This window comes from Paraglaciecola arctica BSs20135 (assembly GCF_000314995.1).
GTDB classification, from domain to species: Bacteria; Pseudomonadota; Gammaproteobacteria; order Enterobacterales; family Alteromonadaceae; genus Paraglaciecola; species Paraglaciecola arctica.
Genome location: NZ_BAEO01000062.1, coordinates 418,535 through 441,016 on the forward strand (window position 1 = coordinate 418,535; position 22,482 = coordinate 441,016).

Genomic DNA, 22,482 nt, shown 5'->3' on the forward strand with positions numbered 1-22,482 from the left:
GATGTTTTACAAAATATAAAAGCAGGGGGGCAAGTCACTTTTTTAAATCAACTTAAGCGCGCAATTATCAGTAATAATGTCTGCCGGGTTTGAGTTGCCTCAGGTAGAATGCCGCCGCTTAGCTTATTCATTTTTTGGGGGACGTATTTTAGATGCAAATTAATCGTGTACTGCTGACTGCCGTGGGCAGTATTTTATTAGCTATGGTGACAATTCAAATCGGCGCGTCTTTAGCAAAACAACTTTTTCCTTTGGTTGGGCCGGAAGGCACCACTGCATTGCGTTTAGGTTTTTCCGCTGCCGTACTTTGGTTAGTGTATCGCCCATGGCGAGCATTACCTCAGGGGCGAGATTGGCAGAGTATTATTATTTACGGCCTGTGTTTAGGTGGGATGAATATTCTGTTTTACCTAGCTATTGAGCGCATTCCTTTAGGAATAGCCGTGGCTCTTGAATTTACCGGCCCTTTAGCCGTGGCTTTATTTGGGTCTAAGCGAAAAAGCGATCTGCTCTGGGTTGCTTTAGCCATAGCTGGGATTTTTATGCTACTGCCTGATTTAGCTAGCGCACAAGGGCTGGATCTTACTGGTGCCTTAATGGCATTAGGGGCTGGTGGATGCTGGGCCGGTTATATCTTGTTTGGGACTCGCACTGGCAAACAAGCATCAGGTGGCATTACAGTGGCGCTAGGCATGACAGTGGCTGCCATAGTGATTGTGCCAATTGGCGCAGTGAGCCAAGGCTTAGCGTTAATTAGCTGGGAGGTTTTACCCCTTGGGTTATTGGTGGGGGTGTTATCCAGTGCTTTGCCTTACTCCTTGGAAATGGTAGCCCTTAGAAATATGCCAACACAGACCTTTAGCGTGCTGATGAGTTTAGAGCCAGCGATTGCGGCCTTGGCTGGTCTTGTTATTTTAAGTGAGCAACTGACCTTGCTACAGTGGGCTGCAATTGGTTTAGTCATTATCGCTTCAATAGGTAGTAGTTTTACGCCTAAAAAAGCCATCGAGATGGGGGTGTAACCCCGTTTCTAATCTTCCTTTATAATCGATGGGCCAAGTTCGTTGAAACGGATAAATGAGTCAAAGTCGCTGAAATTTTTGTGGCTCAGCCACTGCTTTTTCCGCAATTAGGAACTTTAGCAGCGAGCGGCTTTTCTTGGTTACTTCTTTTGGCTGTTCCATATTTACGGGATAAATATGGAACAGCTTTAGCTGGCCGGTAAGATTAACTGCATGGACGCATTTAATAAAAAGAAGTAACTGGTTCGAAGGGATTCGAGATAAAAACCATCAGGACGATGACGCGCAGCGTGCTCCGGTTTTTATTCGCTGTTATATTTTTCTTTTGGCTACTAGGTTAAATACCAGATTAGGCGCGTAACGCTTTAGGGTGAGTATAAAAATCGATAATCCTTTACCCACTACAATTTCTTTCACCCCTTTATTCATTTTATTAACAATGACTTGGGCGCATTGGTCAACATCCATCCCATTTTTAATATCATCGTCTTCTATGCCAAATTTATCGCCATTGCTGGTGATAGCGTTAATCGACACATCGGTTTTTATAAATCCCGGCGTAATAGTACTTACTTGAATGTTATTTTCGGCAACCTCTGCTCGTAATGCATCAAAGAACCCCATTACTGCATGTTTAGCTGCGCAATAACCGCTGCGTAACTTCACGCCAACTTTACCCGCTACGCTTGAGGTCACCGCTATGTGTCCCGAGCCCTGTTTAAGCATAATCGGCAATACCGCCTTGGTTAAGGCAATTTGACCAAACACATCTACTTCAAACAGGGTGCGATAGGTACTTAGTTCAGTATCAATACACAGCGAACGTTGAGAAATCCCAGCATTATTAATCAGCACATCTATACGACCAAATTCTGCTAACACAAGCTCAACTTGAGCTGGCATGATGTCTACTTTTAGCAAATCTAGGGGCAACACAAACACATTACTGTCGGCACAACCTAATTCAATACAGGCTTGTTTTACCTGCTCAAGTTCGGGGACTCGCCTAGCAGATAAAACTAATTTTGCGCCTTGTCTGGCATATTGTTTTGCAAGCGCTTCACCGATACCAGAAGACGCTCCGGTAATCCATACAACTGCCATATTTCACCCAATGATTGTGTTAACTTAGGTAGGCACTATCTGATATTTTATGCAGCTTATCAACAGCTAAAAAATCTATTGGTAGCAGAGGAAGCATTGGCTTCGACATAGTGGGGGGATGACCTCACAGGTGTTTAAAGTCAGTATCTTCTCAACCATGCTCTGCTGTATCGGATAGGCTGTGTGTCTCAGTAACTTTTTTTGATTGTGGCTATATGTCGTTGAAATGCGCGGCTGTCATCCCAACTAACGCGTTTGGGTTGTAATTTTCCTGAGAGTAATTCTAGACTCACATACTCAATTTGGTGATTAAAACCTTGGCAAGATCGCGACTCAGTATAGGTATCAATACATTGTTCTTGTTCATACAGTTTGGCGTCTCGTGCCCCCCAGTAATCAGATATGGAAATAAGTCCCTTGTCTCCAATAAGTGTTAGGTAATTTGGTAATTTACGGCGGAATGAGGCACTTAACTGTGCGGTAGCGGTATTTTTATTATATGAATTAAACACAGCAATATCATCTTCAACGCCATTTTCGGCGTTGTGATGCCATACGTTTTGGCTGTCAGGATCTTGTTTTAAAAATAACCACGCCATTGCGATAGGGTATATTCCCATATCAAATAGGCAACCTCCAGCTAGGTTTTTGTCGTATTCTCTGAGGTCTGGGTTATACGGCAAGTGAAATCCAAAGTCTGCTCTAACGTGGCGTAATGTACCAATGCGACCTTGTTGTATCCATTGTTGTGCTTTTAATATGACCGGCAGGAAGTAGGTCCACATGCCTTCCATAAAGTAGCGGCCTTCTGCCTTGGCTACTGTCAGTACCTCTTCTAGCTCTTGAGGAGTGATGGTTGCAGGTTTTTCGCATAACACGTGTTTGCCTGCGCGCAGTGCTGCGATTGATTGTTCTTTGTGGTGGGTGTGAGGTGTTGCGATATAAACAGCATCAATCTCGGGGGACGCGAATAGCTCAGCATAGGATCCATAGGCGGTTTCGATCGAACATTCGTTTGCAAAAGCTTGGGCAGAGTCTAGATTACGAGACGCTACCGCAGCCAATGTTGCATGTTCTGCGAGCTGGATATCGTTAGCAAAGGTTTTTGCAATACGACCTGCACCCACAATGCCCCAGCGAATGGTCGGATTTGTACTGTCTATATTATTCAGATTATTTATATTATTCATAATGTTCTGGCTGCATTACCTAAATCAATTTGTTGTCGACAAGTGTTTGGAAATTTATGTGTTTGCACTGAGCGTTCCGCCTAGGAGATAGTCCTTGGCTACTCTATCGTTCTATCCTTAGTTACTGTGCTTGTGGGAAAGTGGTATCGCATATTTCTATAGACACAAGTATCGGTAATGTTACTCGGCGTGTTGGCCGGGCAGCATCGGTAATTTGTTGATACACGGTATGTGCTGTTTATGGGTAATACACGATGCCAAGTGTGGCCGTGTAACAAAACCAGCGTGCCTTTTTTGGGACTTAATACGCATTGTTCTGGTAGCTCTTCATTAACATCGCCGACGCTAATTGCACCACCTTTGTGAGTGCCGGGCACAACCAGTGTTTGGCCGCCAGTATTTTCGTCAATATCCATGGTATAAACCAAACGATTTAGATTAAATTGCTGTTTATCTTCGGGAGGGCAGTCTTGGTGCCAAGCTTGTCCTTGTGATCCTTTTTTACTGAACATAACCATACTGTATAAACTACACCAACCGCTGCCGAGTATCGCTTCGGTTAAGGCGATAAATCGCTGATCTTTTTCAACAATATCAAATTGATCTTTGCCTTCCTTTTGCGGAAACCAGGGGATGACATCGGTATTCGATTTCTTCAAAAATTCTTCGTTGTGCTGAAATTCTGGGTCGTCACCAAAGTGCTCTATAATTTGGGTCTGATAGTTATCCATTAACGCATTTTCAAAAAAACCGTCAATGCTTATATAGCCTTGTTCCCAAAATTGTTTTGCCAATAATTCTATATTCATTTCTAAATCCTGTTCATTGATACAGACTAGTATTCATGCTTGTCTTGGTCAAAATAGTAGTGCCATAACACTCGATACGGATAACTATGATAAATTGCATGGTCTTGAATAGTTAGGTGTAATAGTATCAATAAGTTATCCATTGCTATCATTTGCTGTGGTGGTGGGTTGCTTTTTTAGGTGCTAGTAATGTTACAAAAACAATGGCAAGACCGTTTGGAGCTTGGTTCTAAATGTCAGGAACTATTTGTAGACACTAAGCGAGTGCCGGAAATAGAAGACCTAGGTATTCAGATGTCTGGGATATCGACCATGTTGGGATCCTTTTGTCTTGAGCGAGTGAACCCTAACAATCATACATTGCTGTACACAATTGAAGGCACCGGCCAGGTAACAACACCTTACGGCACAGAGATAATTGAAAAACAAACCCTTACGACATTACCAGCCGGGGTGCCTTTTAATATGACTCTCAATAGCCAAAAGTGGAAGTTAGTGTGGTTTAACGTAAATGATACGGCGCATTGGCGTAACTTATGTGAATACCAGCCATTGAATCAGCCAAACCAGCAGTGTCAGTCTATGTATCATGCACTCAGCCTTATTTATCATGAACCCAGTCAATTATTGCGAGCGGGATGTTTAAGCCAGTTAGTGCATTATCTGAATGAAAGTTTGAAGCCTTTGGTCACCTCTAGCCAAGGACAACACCGCTTAGAGGTTGTGTTTCTGCATGTTGAACAGCGGTTGCAATCAGCATGGAGTATCGAGCAATTATGCACTTTGGCGTATTATTCAGCACCCCATTTGCACAGGTTATGTCAGCTGCAATACGGCCGAAGCCCAATGCAGCAGGTTATCTTTTTACGCATGGAACGAGCAAAATACCTACTGCGTCACAGTGATTTTTCCATCTCGCATATTGCCGAGAGAGTGGGTTATCAAGAGGTCAGTAATTTCTCTAAGCGTTTCAATAAGTCGGTAGGACAATCTCCGAAACAATATCGAACATAAACAACAGCACAGTTATGTATTTCCTAATGGATCATAAGCAATTTTCTTTGCCATTATTTTACACCAAAGATAGAAGTTCAAGGGCGGACAGGATCGTTGAAAACTGTTGAATTGGATAAATGGAATGTTCTATTAAACTTTAAAATATCTTGGGTCAAAGAAAACATTTAAGTGAAGTGGCCAACTAAATCAGTACGCAGGTAATCGTTCTTTATGTTACTAACTCTGCTTTTTATAGCGTCATATAATTGTTGTAGTTATGCTCAGGATTTTTATTGTAATGCTTCAGCTTTTTTATCGTGCCTGTCTAGCTAATTTATATGATTTACTACTAATTTATGCCAATTATATAGAAACTGGAATGCTGCTTCTATAGCCCGTCATATAAGGTCTGTGGCAGTTTTAATTGGCTGCACACAACTGCCAAAAACATCTAATTACAGAGAACTTAGGGTTACATTAGTGAAAACTGTCCATTTATACTGGTTGCATAAATGTCCAGTTAGGCTTGCTGCTGTTAAGCTTGCCGAATAACTTATTACTCGAAGCGACAAGGGTCGAGCGTGAGGATACGCATTTTTATAATAAAAGTACTAAGTATCAGATAGTTACTTAGAGGTTAGGTATATAACTCAACACATTGAACACTAACAAGGAAAAGATATGAGTCATAAAATAGCTATGACAGCACTAGTCACAGCCATAGGTGCTGCACTAGCGAGTCAATCTGCATTTTCCGCAGAAAACGACAATACTGCACAAGAAATGGAAAAAATAGCGGTGGTAGGCTCTCGAGTTGCGCCGCGCAGTGTCCATGAGAGTCCTGTGCCTATTGATATATTTGACGCCGAGAGTTTAGAAAAATCGGGTTCCATGGGCGGTGAATTAAGCCAACTATTACATAATCTAGTGCCGTCATTTAATTTTCCTCGACAATCGAATTCTGATACTGCCGATATAGTGCGTCCTGCACAATTACGCGGTTTAAGCCCTGATCACACGCTAGTGCTAATTAATGGTAAGCGCCGTCATACCACAGCAATATTGAATACTGTGGGTAAAACCGGTCGTGGCAGTGCCCCTGTTGATTTAAACAGCATACCCATGAGCGCGATTAAACGCATTGAAGTGCTGCGTGATGGCGCTGCGGCGCAATATGGCTCGGACGCTATTGCTGGTGTTATTAATATTGTATTAAAAGATGCTAACGAGGGCGGCAAGGTCTCACTGACTTACGGTGAGCATAATACTAACTTCGATCCTACCGATGAACATCTCAAGGATGGTGAAACCGTTTTAGCTACAGCCAATGCAGGCTTTAGTCTAGGTGATGACGGTTTTATTAATGCAACTGTACAATATCGTACACGTAATGCCACCAACAGAGCTGGCTTTGACCAAGTGCCTGGTTGGGAAATGGATCCTGAGTGGTCCTGGTCAGGCGCAAGCTTTGACGCGGCAGTAGGCAACAAAAATTACACTGTGGGCGACCCAGATGAAGAAGGCTTCAGCTTATTTGCTAATATGGGAAAAACCTTAAACGAGTCCATCGAATTGTATGGTTTTGCTAATTTAAGTGAACGCGAAGCTAGGGGCTCTAACTTCTATCGTTATCCGCATAATACTTACGATAACGTGGTAGAGATTTACCCTAATGGTTATATCCCACAAAGTGTCGGCAAAACCACTGATACATCTTTAGTATTTGGTGTTAAAGGTGGTGATGACTGGTACTGGGATGCAAGTGTTAACTATGGCGCCAATGAATTTGAGCTCGATGTTGAGAATTCACTGAATGCGTCAATAGGCGTCAACAGCCCAACTAGTTTTCATATTGGTAATTTTGCATACGACCAAGTACTGCTTAACTTTGATGTCACTAAGTCCTTATCACTGGCCGATGTGCCGGTTGCCCTTGCATTGGGTGTGGAGTACCGCAACGAAAACTATAAAACAACCCAAGGTGATGAAGCATCCTATGCACTAGGTAGTAACTTAGGTGCAGCACCTGGTTCACAAGGGATCCAAGGATTACGCCCAGAAGATGCGATTGATGTGGATCGTGATGCAATTAGTGTATATGTCGATATTGAATTTGAAATCACTGATGAGCTGTTAGTTGGCACAGCAGTGCGTTATGAAGACTACAGCGACTTCGGTGATACTCTGGTGAGCAAACTAACAGCTCGTTATGCTATTACTGATAATATTGCCTTGCGCACGGCCTTAAGCACTGGGTTTAGAGCGCCATCTTTAATTCAAAATAACTATCAAGCCACATCCACTGACTTTGGTGAAATGGGCGCGTTATCTACTTTTGCTATATTGCCAGCGACTGATTCACTGGCACTTGCATTAGGTGCAGAAGCGTTAAACCCAGAAGATTCAGACAACATTAGTGTGGGTCTGTCTGCGAATTTGGATATGGGCCTGAATATCACTTTAGATTTTTACCGAATCGACATTGATGACAGAATTACATTAAGTGAAGGTTTATTTGTTGACCAAAACGGTGTGGCTGTTAGTGATATGCCTGAGGCAAGTAATCACCCTGGTATTAACGGTGTGCAATTTTTCAGCAACAATGTTGATACCCGCACTAAGGGTTTGGACTTAGTTATGCAATACACTTGGAATGCGTTTGATTTCAGCTTTGCGTACAATAAAAATGACACTGAAATCACCAATGACAGCGTGATTAATGTGGAAGAAATAAATACCTTAGAAACCGTGGCACCTGATAATAAAATGATCTTAGCAGGGCAATGGTCATCTGGCGCATGGTCGGTAATGACCCGAGCCACACGTTACGGAAAAACCACTCGAGTGTTTGATTTTGGGGACGGCTATGAACCAGAACAAACCTATTCAGGGAATTTGTCGATAGATTTAGATGTCAATTATGTCTTTGAAAATGGTTTGTCCTTTGCGATTGGGGCCAATAATTTATTAGATGAATATCCCGATGAGTCCATCGAAGACATCGCCTATTTTGGTAACTTTCCATACGATATCATTCCGCCATTAGGCATGAATGGTCGTTATATTTATGCCCGTACTAGTTATACATTTTAATCCAAGGAATATTAATGAAATTTATTAAAACGATACTCACTTTAGTTTTAACTGTGAGCTTTGCACAACTGAGTTTTGCCGATTCGGCTCTGGTTTTTCAATCTGATTTTGGCGACAAAGATGGCGCTGTTTCTGCCATGAAAGGTGTTGCGGTAGGTGTTGATAAACGCCTGCCTATTTATGACTTAACCCATGAAGTACCCACTTATAATGTATGGGAAGCATCATACCGTTTACACCAATCATCATCATATTGGCCGGTTGGCACAGTCTTCGTTTCAGTAGTTGACCCTGGGGTTGGCACTAAACGTAAGTCTGTGGTGTTAAAAACCAAAGCTGGCTATTACTTTGTCACGCCTGATAACGGCACATTAACTATGGTGGCAGAGCATCAAGGCATTAGTGAAGTGCGTGAAATTGATGAAAAAGTGAATCGTTTAGCAGGCTCTGGGCAGTCCTATACTTTTCATGGTCGTGATGTCTACGCTTATACAGGTGCAAAGCTTGCGGCAGGGGTGATTACCTTTGAGCAAGTTGGCCCTAAACTACCCAATGAAGTGATTGCAATTGACTATCAACATGCAAGTGTTAAAGACGGTGTGATCAGTGGCAATATCCCCATTTTAGACCCACAATTTGGTAACGTTTGGACCAACATTCATCAAGATAAACTGGCTGAGGCAGGGATTAAGCTAAATGATACTGTATGTGTGAAAGTACAAAATAAGGGTAAAACAGTGTTAGACACGCAACTCCCCTATATCGCCTCTTTTGGTGAAGTGGCCGTTGGTGAGCCATTAGTTTATGTAAATAGCCTACTCAATGTGTCGATCGCATTTAACCAAGCCAACTTTGCTAAAGCGCACAACATTGCTTCAGGTGCTGCATGGGAAGTAGAATTTAAACAATGTAATTAATCATTGTTTCAACATCTTTACTGGCAAAAGGGTCAACACTTGTTGGCCCTTTTTTATTGTTTTGAGTTCTAGGCTGAACCCTAAATTTCTTAAACGTGATGTTACTCCCAACCTGATCTTAGTTTCCCCAAATGTGTCGCATAAAACTGACACTCTCCCTTGACTTGCTCATTAATTAATCTAAATTGGTGATTTAGTAGCTAATACAAGGATAGAAAAAAATGTTACGTATATTTGCGATTATTATTTTTACTTTTTCATTATTGGGGTGTGGGGGAGGTGATTCTTCCAGTTCTTCCGATGAAAACAGCTCTTCAAATACAAACATCGACACGGGCTCTTCCGGCACCGATAATCCATCGTCTAAAAGTTATCGCTTAGTCACCATAATTGGAGACTATGACAATAATGGTAATGAAGACGGACGTATGGAATTTGAATATGATTCAATAGGCCGATTGATCAATCACAAAATTATTTACGATGGTGACGATGAATTGGACAAAGTCTGGGTATGGGCTGAAGGCACAGGCAAAGACTCCACAAAATCAAAAATGCTAGATGAAACAACCATCACATATGAAAACTCTACAGATGGTCAGGTAAAAACTGTTACTCAAAGAGTTGAAACTACAATTTCTGGATCCAATAGCGTAACTACTACTAATCATTGGGATGTCTATAATTCAGATAACCTGTTGTCAGCTATAGAATCTGAAATAGTCGAATATGGCACGATTGTAAATACCTCATTGGAATATGATGGGACAAAACTGACAAGTTCGACGCAAAATGGTGCAGGTTATGACCGTTCTACCGTTTATGTTTATGATGCAAATAATAGAGTTATTGAATCAAAAAATGGAACAGAGGCAGACGCGACTCAATTTAGTGGCAGTAGATATACCTATACAAGTGATGGAAAAATGAAATCCATTACTGAAGGCGAATTTAATACCACTTTAGCCAACCCTGTTGTTAAGCTGACTCATTATTGGGAAAACTTTTTCGATGGTGATAAAGTCGACAGTTTCATTCGAAAATTTAATCATCATGGTGATGGTAGCGTTGGAGAAAGATACGATCTAATTTACCATGAGGATGGCTATATTGAAGAAGTCCATTTCGATCTAGATGATGATGGTACTATAGATGGAAAAGAAACTTGGGTGTTTGAAGAGCAACCATGTGTGCTAACGTGGAATTTTATTCCTGGGCATGTGTGGACTGTTGCAACAGGATCTATGGAAGATTCATTACATTATTTCTATTATTCTCGCATGGCGTGTATGTAATTAAAAAGCATTGTAGGGAAATACTACAGTGCCTATTTTTATATTCCTTGAAATATGTAGGCACTTTTTATTTAGAAACCCAAGTAAGGTAAAAAGTGTTATGAATAAAGTACCTGCGGGACTACCGATAAGTCAGCCGTTATCACTCACATCTGCAAGTGGCCACAGCCCCACAGGTATTCTTTTTTGATCTATTCCTCTGCGCCCTCAGTGGTTCAATATCTTTTGCTTTTAAAGCTAATTCACCACAGGGATACAGAGCGCTGCGCTACACAGAGAAAAGCGATTAGATTGTTAAGTTAAAATTTAAAATTCTAGTAAGTTAACTACTCAATTATTTTGGTCGTTTGATTTAAATCCCTTCTTTCCTCTGTGTTCTCTGCGCCCTCAGTGGTTCAATATCTTTTGCTTTTAAAGCTAATTCACCACAGAGGGCACAGAGCGCTGCGCTACACAGAGAAAAGCGATTAGATTGTTAAGATCTAAATGTTTTTTCCTCTGTGTTCTCTGTGCCCTCCGTGGTTCAAAATTTTTTTCACTACCACTAAATCACCATTCTCGGTGGTGAAGGTTTTTATTCATTTGTTAGTGGCTTAAACAACCCGTAGCAGTCCAGCGGCAAACCGGATCGGTAACACTATCGGCCAGACAGTTTTTGATTTCACAGATCACCGCGCCTAGAGTCCAACTGACGTCATTTTTAACCCTTTTCTCGGGTAATATATTAAGCGTCTTTAAATATTTTTTCAGGTAGATAGGCGTAAAACAAGCGGTTGCAGGGTTGTAACATAAGCCACTTTTGTTGACACAACAATTATTGATGTCTGTATCTTTGGTATAATTGAAAGCCCCGGTTAATGACCATTGGGGGATGTTTTTTTGTGAGGTTGGAAGTGTGTTCGTACTTCCTTTTATTCCTGCCGCGGTATAATTGTAGGGATCTCGGATCTCTGTTGCAGATCCTGCTGAGGTTATCAAAATATCATCCGCACATTTAGCTTCAGTCCAATCGGTCTGAGTGGTTGCTACACCAAACGCACAATTAGCTGGGACGGGATCAACAAAGGGAGTCGGTAAGGCATAGGGGGCTTCATCTTGACCTAAGCCTAGAAACGAATAACTATAAATCTGTAGCGCTTTGCCATCTAAATTAATGGTATTGACTGCATCGTTTGTAGGATCACAATCTGCGCATGGGAAGGTGACTTGTGATGATGCTCCCCCCATTTCAACTATGCCAAAATCGCTTGCTGGGTTATCGCCTTTAACACTTAACCAAGCAAAGAGACCTTCTTCATATCCAGTGATAGTCCTTGTGTCTACAATTACTTTAGGCCCAACTTTAGCTGCTAGCTTAGGTTGTAAGCTTTGCCACAAAAGCATACTTTCAGTTGCATTTTCTTGTTCAGAAATTCGCATACCTCCAGTGGCATAAACTTTTGCCGAAACCACTTTACACTGGCTGCTCCAATCAAAACCTTGCCATTTGGGCATACCGTTTTCTAACGCCCCATCGGTTTTGATCAAATCTAAAGTCGCAACCACTTCGTCGGTGACTGCATCGATATCAGCTGGTATTTTACCTTGGTTACTGCGCACTGGATCAGCAAGTGCAGCAACCTTTGGACCTAGATGTTTTATCAGTTGTGAGCCTGATTGTTCATATATATACAAGCGAGTACCACTACTACCCGCATCGAACATAATATAACAGGCATTTTGACTTGGGATTACATGGGTAGTTTTACAACTGACCAAGGTTAAAATACCAAAGGCTACCAGAGCTATCTTGTTCATTATTTTGATCAAAAAATCATCCTTTAAATTCTGAAAATAACCGTACACTAAGTGCCTTCAAATATTCCTGATATATCCACGTATACAAAGGCCTGTTAGCTGGAAAGAGGGTTGTCAGCTTAGTTGAAAAGTAACCATTAGACCTGCGAGAACAAAACCTATCCATTTTTTTGGGGTGCTTCACCATTACTTATGTCTATATTCCCTGTGCAAATAGAGCTAAGTCAAAGTGACATAGGGTTTAAGCTCTGAATATTTAATAATACACTCATCCTAATTCATTCGAAATTAAAAATGGATGTTTTGTAATTAGCTGCGGATCGTTTTAAACATTTCCACTTCCTAGCCGTACTGGATTTTGACTCATTCTGTGAGAGCCGGTTACTCTTTGTTACGAATAACATCTCCTTTAAGACATCAAAATAGTTTCATTTAAACGGTATCCCCTTATTCTGGTTTAAATAGAATCCTGATATATAAAAACATGATTAATGTGGCGTTAGCAGTTCTGTGAAGTAAAGGTTGCCAGCAATATATACTTCACAGTTCGCCCGACTTATTAACTGAGTTACATTCGGCAAGTCTATACATTAATGGTTTATCCAAAAATAACGAGGACAGGAATTATGACGAAAATGGGTCAATATTTAATGTTTGGCGCGCTATGTTGTTTAGCACTAGTTTGTGTGTTTGTTGGCAGTACGCTCAGTGCCATTGCGTTTATCACCTTAGGGGTTTTGTTAGAACTTGCTTTTTGGATTGGTATATTTAAATCCTCTCGTAAATTCCTTTCCTAAGCAAAGCAAAGTGATAACAAGTGTTATTGATAAATCTATGTGTTTTCTGAGGCACATAGTTGGCAATTTAAAACGATATCTTATTAATCAATCAAAGGTGAATACATGTTTAAAATACTTGTGAAAATTGGACTTTTCGTCTCGCTATTCTTGCCATTATTAAGTCATGCTGCTCCTAAAGATAATCTTTCTGAGTTTCATTTATTGGTCGATAAGTTGGTGGCGGCTCAGCGCGATTTTGATAGCGCCGCACTATCAGAACTATTGCATAGCGACTATGTGGAAATTTCACCAGCGGGTGAGGTTGATCATAGAAAAGAGGTTTTGAGCTTCTATGATAAGTCTCATAAAGTGAAAGGGCAAAATAGTCCAAAAATTGAGATCAGTGAATTAGAAACGAAAATTGATGGAAAATATGCGTTTGTAATCGCAAAAGAAACGTTCATTATCCCAAATAGCGAACGGAAATTCTCCATGAGGGTATCCTTTACTTTAAAGAAAACGCACGGCAGTTGGTTATTCTATAATGCACAATACACAGGTATACGGCCCTAATAGATATACTCATTGCGGATTATTTTAAAGAAGCAAAACGATGACATCATATTTACTCTCTAAGTTACATTTGGGTAATGGATTATTATTACAAAACCTTACATTTACTAGACAAAATTCTACTATTAGTTAAGTTTCTTTACTGTAAATTATAGCCATTAAAATTCGTTTTTATCATAGTTAAGAGGATCAACACATGGTTAGAAAATTACCACTTCCATTATTATTTGCTTTTATATCAATATTTTCAGTTAGCTCTATTGCTAGAACACCTGCTAACCCACACAGCTTTGGCGGTCATGTTGCTTCAGGTGGTATTGAATTTAACAATTCAAGTTACGATGGGGATGGTGTGGTTCAGGTCTATGGTTTTTACAACTATGCTTTTACAGAAAATATATCACTTGAAGTGGGTTTAAATATAGGCGCCGATGTTGATGACTGGGAATGTTATGAAGACAGACATGATGATTGGCACTGTTCAACAAATAATGAAGATTCGCTATTTGGCTTAGGTATCGATGAAGTTGAATATTCTAATTTAGTTACAGCGATTAAAGGGGTCATCCCGCTTACTAAACGCAATGGTCTTTACGCTAAAATTGGCGCTCAATTCTATGATTATGAATTGAGTCGTTATAACAGAACCTTGTTTGATGATAGCGGTATTGGATCCTATTTAGCCGTTGGATGGCAATATGAGTGGGATATGGGCATTGGCATGAATGCGGGGTTTGAAAAATATAATATGGGTGACCTGGACTCAACAGTTTTCGCCGTAGGCATTAATTATAACTTTTAGTTAATTCGTAATCTATCGATTGTATTAGTTAAAAACACAAGGTGACTTTATTTCTGGCCATTGCAGGCAGCCATTAACAAGGCTGATGTCTTGTTAATTTCTAATAGATTTAAAGGTAGGCTGACTTCACTAAGAGGCAGGGGGGTTGCATTCTTTAGTATCAGCAAGGAAACAACAATGGCGCAAAAACTGAATTAACCTTGTTCTGTTCTCGAAAATTTATTTGCTGCTAGTGTGTTTGTTACGAAACAAGGTATACAGGCCACTTGCGACAATAATCACTATGCCAAATAAGGTTAAGTTATCAGGTCTTTCGTTAAAGATAGTTGCCCCAATAATTAGTGCGAATACGATCCTTGTATATCTAAATGGGGCAACAACAGAAACATCACCATTACGCATCGCGATTGTTAACCAATAATAAGCGGTAACCCCAAAGGTTGTCGCTGCCAAAATTTGCAGATTAGACATGATATCCGGCCAAATAAAGCCTTGATTAGTCAAATCGTTGCCATCAGAGCCAATATTAAAATACAGCATAAATAAGCCTGTTGGGATTAAGATAAAGAAACCATAAATACCCAATTGTAAATGCGATAAAACAGGGGAGGCGGCACGTGTTGCTAAGTCTCGCCCAGCAAAACCGAGCATTCCAATAATCCCCAATAGCGACGATATTTCGAAACTTTCAAGGCCTGGTCTTATAATAACTAACACTCCTATAAAACCAATTGATATTGCGCACCATCGTTGCCAACCAACACGCTCACCCAAAAATAAAGCGGCTCCCATAACCACAACTAATGGTGTTGCTTGCAAAATTGCGGAGGCACTAGATAAGGGGGTATAAACAATAGCTAAGGTATAAAATAATCGTCCAATTACCTCAAAAACAATTCGTAATAGGACGGGTTGAGAAATAATCTTTGGATGAAAAATAGCTTGGCCACGACTCAGAGTCATTACAATAAAAGCAAGTGTTCCTCCAAGACCAAACAATAATAGAATTTCACCTACAGGTACTAAAGCAGCGGTTGATTTTATAAACATATCTTCTAGTGCAAAAGCTGCCATCGCCAACACCATAAACAAACTACTTCTCAAATTACTCACTACTACTTCCAAATATAAAAATCAAAATCATCAAAAAACTATTAAGTTGCCCATCACAATTTGCCTTTTAAATTCCCAATCGCCAACGAATTACTCTGGGAATAGATTTTTTCGGAGCAGAGGTGATTATTCTATTGCTTTGTTTTGTGGGAGCAAAAAAAGGGAGATTGGCGTGGGGGCATATTATGTCATATTCATCATGGATGATGTGCCCGATTAGGCATGCCTTTATGCTATTTCTAGCACTTTAGTAATTCTCCTGCATATCGTTTAAGTCCCTTTTTAATTGGTTTCTTTATCAAACTTCCGAGCAATTTATCTCACATTGGAGAGTCAGTGGTTAATTTTAATAAATTAACACTGTTGTTTTGTTAAATAACCATCACATCAGGTTAAATAGCGCCAATCTTTATTGGATTGGCGCTATTGTGATTTTATACAAATTGAAGATATTAACTTGGCTGTCTCAATGCATAGATAAACAATTTAGCGTAGAGCTTTTCTTTTAGAGTGCTGCAGCTTTCAAGCTTCATCATTTTCAAATAGGCTTGTTCCTTTCCTCCCGCCTTAACAAATTGCGCTTTAATTAAGATCAGTAAGGTGGTGTATTTATTACTGGTATTGGACTTCAACCATTGTAATGCGTTAATAATGGTTTTTTCATCAGCAGTAAAATCTTCACCATAAGGATAGGTGGGAAAATAGCCCTGATCTTTAACTGATTTAAATTGCTGGGCAAGCATTTCTGGGGTGTTGCTGGTAAATGCAACGGGGACTTGCCAACTGGCAGACAGTTTTTTATGGCTCACAGCCTGTTTCCGTAAATCTTCTTGAAAACGACTATCTGCAATACAAATCATTCTTTGAATGCACACTTCATCGGATTGTCCTCTGAGATCTGCCATACCATATTCAGTTACCACAATATCTCGAAGGTGGCGGGGAATAGTGCAGTAGCCATATTTCCAAACTACATTGGATTCAACTTTGTTTTTACCGCTATGCACACTGCGCAGCATTAATATAGAACGGCTGTCATCTAAAGCATGAGCCATGGCCACAAAATTGTATTGTCCGCCGACACCGCTCACCACCTGGTGGTTTTCTAGGGCGTCAGACGCCGCCGCACCCAGTACATCGACCTTCATACAAGTATTGATGAATCTGGCTTTGACCCTTTGTACCCGATCTAATGCTTCACCACCATAGAGTTCATTTATTTGACTCACGGCTGTCATTTGAAATAAAGATTTTTTCTCATCAATCAAGGCATGTAACCACTGATAGAAGCGCTTTGATCCCATATAAAATGCGGCATGTAACACCACGCCATGATGCAGGCTCTTACCCAAGCAGTTTTGTTCAATGGCTGCCAGATTAGTTTTTTCATCTAAATTAGTAGAATACTCACGTCCTGAACTATCCGTGATGCGGCCTTTTTTAAATGTTAATTCTGCTTTAAATATGCCCAAAGACTGCAATCTTATAAAGGTTCTGGCGGTGATGACTTCATCTATGACATGCCACTCAAGCAAGTTTTTTATCAGGCCTGGCCTAATTTGTTCAGTGATTTTTTTGTTGTTCAATAAGGCTTGTATTTGAGCATCAGGATATACCTTTCTGCGTAATATATGAGCTTCATACAAATGCACAAAACCTTCGACGAACATCTCACTGGCACCATATAAACCTTGTTTAAACGTTCCAGTGCCACCCGTTTTTTCTATTAAGGTGTTGTAATTATTGATTATGTTACTTTTATCCAATAATGCTTTGTATTGAGTGTTGTGCTGATGCCGTAACGCTGTGCAATACACCATGGCATCGGCCAAAGAGCCAATGCCAATCTGCAAGGTGCCGCCGTCTTTAATCAAGGTGCTGACCAACAAACCAATACTGTAATCCGTCACATTGATGGGTTGAGCCGGCGTAGCAAAGGGCTCAAAATAATCTTTATCATGGTCATGGATCAAATCAAAAAACTCAGCGTTTACCAACGCCTGTCCGCCCATAAACGGCAAATGTTCATTTACCAAGGCTATTACCACTGGTCGAGGTTTCCCTTCACGCTGTGCAGTTTTCAAAATATCCAAGGTTAGATCAGGGTTACAACTCAAAGAATACTCTGTGGTTGATTCATTTCGTTTAACGGCGACCATCTGCAAGATGATGTTTACATTTCTGTCCACCATGTCGCGAGCAACATGGGTGTAGTTGCTACTGACGTAATTCTTTTGTGCTGTACTGGCATGCAACATTTTTCCAGATTGCATATAAAACTCACGTACCGTGATATTTTCAGGCACACGATCGTGTTTTACATCATCGATGTAACTTAGCTCAGGGTATTGGCCAAAAAAACGTTGATTGAAACTTTGTAAAAAGCGTTGTTCTAATAATGAGTCACCATGGGGCACTTCCAATGACAAAGCGGTGAAAATCTCCATCTTCAGTTGTTTACTGCTTTTGGCATGTTGGTACAGGTGATTAATCATGGGGTTGGGCTTGCCTATACCCAATGGCGTTCCGATGATCCAATTATCACCCAATTTGCTTTCAAGCAAAGTGACTGTATCTGAAAATTTAGTTGTGACTGATGTCATGTTATTCCTTAATTGAAAGAACATTGTAACCAAAAATACAGCTCACTAGAGAGACATTTTAATTGATTTTAGGCAAACATCACTTGGTGGAAAATTTAAAAAATCTGGTGATACTAATTCATAGGTTAGCCAATGAATTGGCCGGCACGGTAATGAATGTGATCAGAGTCGATGAAATCACAAGCATCTACTTCGTCTAAATTAGTTTGGCGGCTGGCTAAGCCTGCCAAACTGGTAGATGAACAAAATTCAACACCTATACCTGCCTATTAATCACTGAACTTATCTAACTCAGTTAATCACTTATCAATCGACACTGCCACTTAAGGTAAATTCACTGCTTTGAACCTTATCCGAGCTAGTACCGATAAATAGGTCAAACTCACCTGCTTCTGCGCCAAAACTCATATCCTGACGGTGAAAAGCTAAATCTTCGGTGCTAATGGAGAAACTAACCGTTTTTGTTTCACCTTTATGTAAAAATATTTTCTTAAATCCTTTCAACTGTTTTACAGGACGAGTTACCGAACCAATGCGATCCCGTATATACAATTGCACAACTTCTTCACCGTCATAGTTGCCAGAGTTAGTGACATCTATGCTCGCAGTGAGTTTTTCTTTGGCGGTAATAACTGCTTTGTTTAAGCTGATCTTAGAGTAGTCAAAAGTGGTATAACTTAAACCGTGGCCAAAATGATAAAGTGGTGTATTGAGCGAATCAATATAACGTGACACATACTTCTGTTCCGCGTTGTCTTTGCTATAGGGGCGACCGGTATTTTTCATGTTGTAATATAGGGGGATTTGACCCACATTACGTGGAAAGGTAACAGGTAGTTTGCCTGAAGGATTATAGTCACCAAAGAGTACATCTGCGATGGCTGGTCCGCCCATAGTTCCGGGATACCAAGCTTCCAAAATAGCGTCCACATTTTGGTCTGCCCATTCAATTGTCATAGGGCGACCGTTCATCAATACCAATACCATAGGTTTCGCCAGTTTTTTTAACTGTTGCATAAGTGCTAGCTGATTACCTGGAAAGTCTAGGCTAGTGCGGCTGGTTGCTTCGCCGGTCATATCCCATTTTTCACCCATGGCCAGTACAATAACGTCGGCTTTTTTGGCTATGGCTATTGCCGCTTCAAATCCAGAATTGTCTTGATGACTAAACTCGTAACTGGCTCCCTTGGCATAAAGCACTTTAGACGGGTCAGCGACCTTGGCTTTTATTCCTGTCAATAGGGTGATGGGTTTTTCATAGCGATCACCAGCAGCAGACCAACTACCAATCAGGTCTTCTTTGCTGTCAGCCAATGGCCCTATCACTGCTATGGTCAAATCACTTTTACTTAAGGGTAGTTGTTGATTTTCATTTTTGAGTAACACCATAGATTTACGGGCCACGTCTTGAGCCGCTTGCAGGTTATATTCTTTATAGATTTCCTGAGCTTCGCGCTCTTCATTTGAATACCTATAGGGGTCTTCAAATAATCCTAAGCGATATTTCATTTCAAGTATGCGACGAGCCGCGTTGTCTATCTGTTGTGGAGACACTTTTCCCTGGGTAACTTGATTGGCCAAGTAGTCAAAATACACTGAGCCTTGCATGTCCATATCAACCCCTGCTTTTACTGCCAATTCTCCAGCATGGTCATTATCCCGGGCAAAACCGTGCTTAACCATTTCATTGATGGAGGTATAATCAGTCACCACAAAGCCTTCAAAGCTCCATTCGTCACGCAATATATCTGTCAGTAAATATTTATTGGCTGAGGCGGGCACCCCATTGAGTTCATTGAAAGATGTCATAAAACTCGTGACACCAGCATCAACGGCCGCTTTAAACGGTGGTAAATAGGTGTCCCGTAATTCACGATCTGACATATCAGTGGTGTGATAATCTCTGCCAGCCTGACCTTGTCCATAGGCCGCGAAATGTTTAGCCGTAGCAAGAATGGTATGGGGTTGTGATAAGTCATCGCCTTGGAAACCTTGTACCCGGGCACGGGCAATAGCCGTGGTTAAATACACATCTTCACCCGAACCCTCAGAGATTCTGCCCCAACGAGGATCTCGGGCAACGTCAACCATAGGTGCAAAGGTCCAATGAATACCTTCAGCAGCTGCTTCAGCTGCGGCAACTTCTGCTGCCAACTTAATAGCGTCAAGATCCCAACTGGCCGATTCGCCTAAAGAAATAGGAAAAATTGTGCGATGACCATGTATTACGTCGTAACCGAATAACAACGGAATACCTAATCGGGTTTCTTCAACGGCAATTTTTTGTAATTGTTTAGTGTATTTTGCGGTAAAGGCATTAAACACTGCGCCCACTTTACCTTCTTTGATTTTTTCTTGATAATCGCCTCGCAGTGACGGCCCTGTCACATCCCAATCACTCGAAAAAAGAGTCATTTGACCAACCTTTTCTTCGAGGGTCATTTTAGCCATTAGCTCAGTAATAAATGCATCCATTTGTGCTTTATCATCGTGCCAAATAGTTTGCGAAATAGGTGCTTGAGTGTTTGTTTTTTCCGCATTCATAAGCGGTTGGTCGGTCTGTAAATTACAGGCCGTTAGGACAAAGGTGGTGGCGATTGCGGTTGCCAATAAATATTTTTTCATGAAGTCATCTGCTGCTTATAATTAAGTAAAAAGAAAGTGTTATTGGGCTAATTCAGTGTCTACAGTAAATTCTAATTTTGCTAAGCCTCGTTGGATATCAGGGTCTCGCATAAAATACTTCCATAATAATCCCGAGCGATAATTTTCAATCATGGCCACTATGGGACCCTGATCTATGGCCAGATAGGTTTTTCTGACCTGTTGCTCAGCATTGTCACTAACCGAAAAATTGATAGCGTCATAAAACCCCATCATGCCAAAGGCTTCCTTGCCGTGTTGGTAGTACAAGTTCCTGAGCACTTTAATCGACTCTTTAGGTGTATATGGTATGGATGAAAGTGCGGCGGTAGGATTGATTGTGCCTGTGTCTTTTTCGCCAGGAGAGTGCGCCATGTAGCCATCGGGTAACATATCACCAGCGGTTATGCCCCAAAAATCTTCTCCGTAACCTTGCCAATTTTTGCTGTTCTCAATGGCATAGGCGCGATTGATTAAGCTATGGTTTTTGTTTTGCTGCCAATAATCAGCATAACGATCCTGTAAACCCCGAGGATCTAAAGCAAGATAGGAATAATGAGCAAAAAACAGTGGCCCACCTAATTCTTTGGATGGCCCTAGTGGAAGTGGATAACCATAAAATTCTTTGCCATTTTCAAAGGTTTTGTGACCGGTTTCACCTGCTGCCCAACCTTGGTGATAAACCTCAGCAGCAACACTGTGGGTGGGCGAAGCGGCAGCCAATATATAAACAATTAATGCCTCGTTATAACCGCGAATGCGATGATCCATTTTCCAGCCATGATTTTTTGACCAGTGCCAGGTTAATACGTTTTCAGCTTCTCCGAGTTCATAACGGGTATACCAATCCCACTCCATGTTTTGCCATAGTTGTGTAATCTCAGTTCTTAAACGTTTTTCTGCTTGGTTATCTTGTGAAAAATATTGCCGAGCTGTCAGTAAGCCTTGGATTAAAAATGCCGATTCAACAATATCACCTCCATCATCGTATTGACTGAAATGAAACACTTCTGAGTTTTTATACCAATGGGCCCACATGCCGTGAAAGGTTTCGGCAGTTTTTAATGAATCGGTTAATCTGAGTAGTTGTTTGACAGTTTGCTCACGGGTTGCCCAACCACGCTCGGCTCCGGTTATGAGCGCCAAAATGCCAAACCCCGTCCCTCCAGAGGTGACAATATCGCCATCGCCATTGGGGATCCGCTCTTTTGCCCAACCTGTCGCGGTGTTGTCATTTGGCCAGAAATAACGATAGGTATAGGCTTGTACCATTTCCAATAGTTCGTCGTCAGAAAAGGTATGGGTGTGTAAACTAATTTTAGCTAGTTCAACTTCGTTATCACTTTGCACTTGGGTTAATTTGTATTTTAACGACAAATTACTACCTAGCTCACCGACAAAATCCAATATTCTTGTGGCTTGAGTGGTGTGTCGCAGTTGCCATGCTTTTCCAGATACCGAGACATATATTTTATAGGTAGCGTCTTTATTGTGGGTTGTATCCCAATGCAGTTCTACGTGTTGATCATAAGCCTTGCCGTTTAATACAGGCGAGGTTGTGGCTGCAGCAATGTTGGCAATCATCGATATTAATAAAAGAAAAATACCGACAAACACAGAGTGGTTTCTCGTAACTCTCATTTGGACTTGTAGTCTCCATATAACAACAAGCCTAACTAATTTGTTAGACTAAAAAAGTAAATAGAGTGCCATTTGAGTGTTTTACTAACATCTCAAAATGGCACG

General features: G+C 40.9%; 16 protein-coding genes. 8 read left to right on the plus strand and 8 right to left on the minus strand.

Going from position 1 to position 22,482, the window contains the following annotated elements; genetic code table 11:
- The first annotated feature begins 152 nt into the window (after positions 1-152).
- Positions 153-1,022, plus strand: a complete 870-nt coding sequence (locus GARC_RS22100; RefSeq protein ID WP_007624681.1) for an EamA family transporter — start codon at positions 153-155, stop codon at positions 1,020-1,022.
- Positions 1,023-1,334: 312 nt separating this feature from the next.
- On the opposite strand, the gene GARC_RS22105 is transcribed toward GARC_RS22100, so the two are convergent.
- The 3 genes from GARC_RS22105 to GARC_RS22115 all read right to left on the minus strand — a co-directional run bounded on the left by GARC_RS22105 (position 1,335) and on the right by GARC_RS22115 (position 4,125).
- Positions 1,335-2,126 (minus strand): SDR family oxidoreductase, encoded by a 792-nt coding sequence (locus GARC_RS22105; RefSeq protein WP_007624685.1) that lies wholly within the window; start codon positions 2,124-2,126, stop codon positions 1,335-1,337.
- Between the two features lie 188 nt (positions 2,127-2,314).
- Complete coding sequence (locus GARC_RS22110) at positions 2,315-3,316, minus strand: Gfo/Idh/MocA family protein (RefSeq protein WP_007624687.1); 1,002 nt, start codon at positions 3,314-3,316, stop codon at positions 2,315-2,317.
- A gap of 98 nt (positions 3,317-3,414) precedes the next feature.
- Positions 3,415-4,125, minus strand: coding sequence for a phytanoyl-CoA dioxygenase family protein (locus tag GARC_RS22115; protein WP_007624689.1), 711 nt, complete (start codon positions 4,123-4,125; stop codon positions 3,415-3,417).
- A 189-nt stretch (positions 4,126-4,314) separates the two neighbouring features.
- Between GARC_RS22115 and GARC_RS22120 the strand changes: the two genes are divergently transcribed.
- The 4 genes from GARC_RS22120 (at position 4,315) to GARC_RS22135 (ending at position 10,426) form a co-directional block, all read left to right on the plus strand.
- Positions 4,315-5,139 (plus strand): helix-turn-helix transcriptional regulator, encoded by an 825-nt coding sequence (locus tag GARC_RS22120; RefSeq protein WP_007624692.1) that lies wholly within the window; start codon positions 4,315-4,317, stop codon positions 5,137-5,139.
- A 663-nt stretch (positions 5,140-5,802) separates the two neighbouring features.
- Positions 5,803-8,214 carry a TonB-dependent receptor plug domain-containing protein gene (locus tag GARC_RS22125; RefSeq protein WP_007624694.1) on the plus strand — a complete coding sequence of 804 codons (2,412 nt, stop codon included), beginning with the start codon at positions 5,803-5,805 and terminating at the stop codon, positions 8,212-8,214.
- A gap of 14 nt (positions 8,215-8,228) precedes the next feature.
- Positions 8,229-9,131, plus strand: a complete 903-nt coding sequence (locus tag GARC_RS22130; protein ID WP_007624696.1) for an SAM hydrolase/SAM-dependent halogenase family protein — start codon at positions 8,229-8,231, stop codon at positions 9,129-9,131.
- A 221-nt stretch (positions 9,132-9,352) separates the two neighbouring features.
- A complete protein-coding gene (locus tag GARC_RS22135; protein WP_007624698.1) occupies positions 9,353-10,426 on the plus strand; it encodes a hypothetical protein in 1,074 nt (357 codons plus the stop codon).
- A gap of 585 nt (positions 10,427-11,011) precedes the next feature.
- Here the strand turns inward: GARC_RS22135 and GARC_RS22140 are convergent.
- Positions 11,012-12,235 carry an apyrase gene (locus GARC_RS22140; RefSeq protein ID WP_007624704.1) on the minus strand — a complete coding sequence of 408 codons (1,224 nt, stop codon included), beginning with the start codon at positions 12,233-12,235 and terminating at the stop codon, positions 11,012-11,014.
- 614 nt (positions 12,236-12,849) lie between these two features.
- On the opposite strand from GARC_RS22140, the gene GARC_RS27070 reads away from it, so the two are divergent.
- The 3 genes from GARC_RS27070 to GARC_RS22150 all read left to right on the plus strand — a co-directional run bounded on the left by GARC_RS27070 (position 12,850) and on the right by GARC_RS22150 (position 14,377).
- Positions 12,850-13,020: a hypothetical protein gene (locus tag GARC_RS27070; protein ID WP_162832684.1), complete on the plus strand. Its 171-nt coding sequence runs from the start codon at positions 12,850-12,852 to the stop codon at positions 13,018-13,020.
- A 105-nt stretch (positions 13,021-13,125) separates the two neighbouring features.
- The gene (locus GARC_RS22145) at positions 13,126-13,575 is read left to right on the plus strand and encodes a nuclear transport factor 2 family protein (RefSeq protein ID WP_007624708.1); all 450 of its coding nucleotides are present in this window, start codon (positions 13,126-13,128) and stop codon (positions 13,573-13,575) included.
- A 196-nt stretch (positions 13,576-13,771) separates the two neighbouring features.
- A complete protein-coding gene (locus tag GARC_RS22150) occupies positions 13,772-14,377 on the plus strand; it encodes an outer membrane beta-barrel protein (protein WP_007624709.1) in 606 nt (201 codons plus the stop codon).
- Positions 14,378-14,596: 219 nt separating this feature from the next.
- Here the strand turns inward: GARC_RS22150 and GARC_RS22155 are convergent, their stop codons facing one another.
- From GARC_RS22155 to GARC_RS22170, 4 genes are all read right to left on the minus strand, one after another.
- Positions 14,597-15,490, minus strand: a complete 894-nt coding sequence (locus GARC_RS22155) for a DMT family transporter (RefSeq protein ID WP_007624710.1) — start codon at positions 15,488-15,490, stop codon at positions 14,597-14,599.
- A 452-nt stretch (positions 15,491-15,942) separates the two neighbouring features.
- Positions 15,943-18,093 (minus strand): acetyl-CoA hydrolase/transferase C-terminal domain-containing protein, encoded by a 2,151-nt coding sequence (locus GARC_RS22160; protein ID WP_007624711.1) that lies wholly within the window; start codon positions 18,091-18,093, stop codon positions 15,943-15,945.
- 306 nt (positions 18,094-18,399) lie between these two features.
- Positions 18,400-20,718: a beta-glucosidase BglX gene (bglX, locus tag GARC_RS22165; RefSeq protein ID WP_007624714.1), complete on the minus strand. Its 2,319-nt coding sequence runs from the start codon at positions 20,716-20,718 to the stop codon at positions 18,400-18,402.
- Between the two features lie 39 nt (positions 20,719-20,757).
- On the minus strand, positions 20,758-22,377 hold the full coding sequence (locus GARC_RS22170) for a glucoamylase family protein (protein WP_226989276.1): 1,620 nt from the start codon (positions 22,375-22,377) through the stop codon (positions 20,758-20,760).
- Between the last annotated feature and the right edge of the window lie 105 nt (positions 22,378-22,482).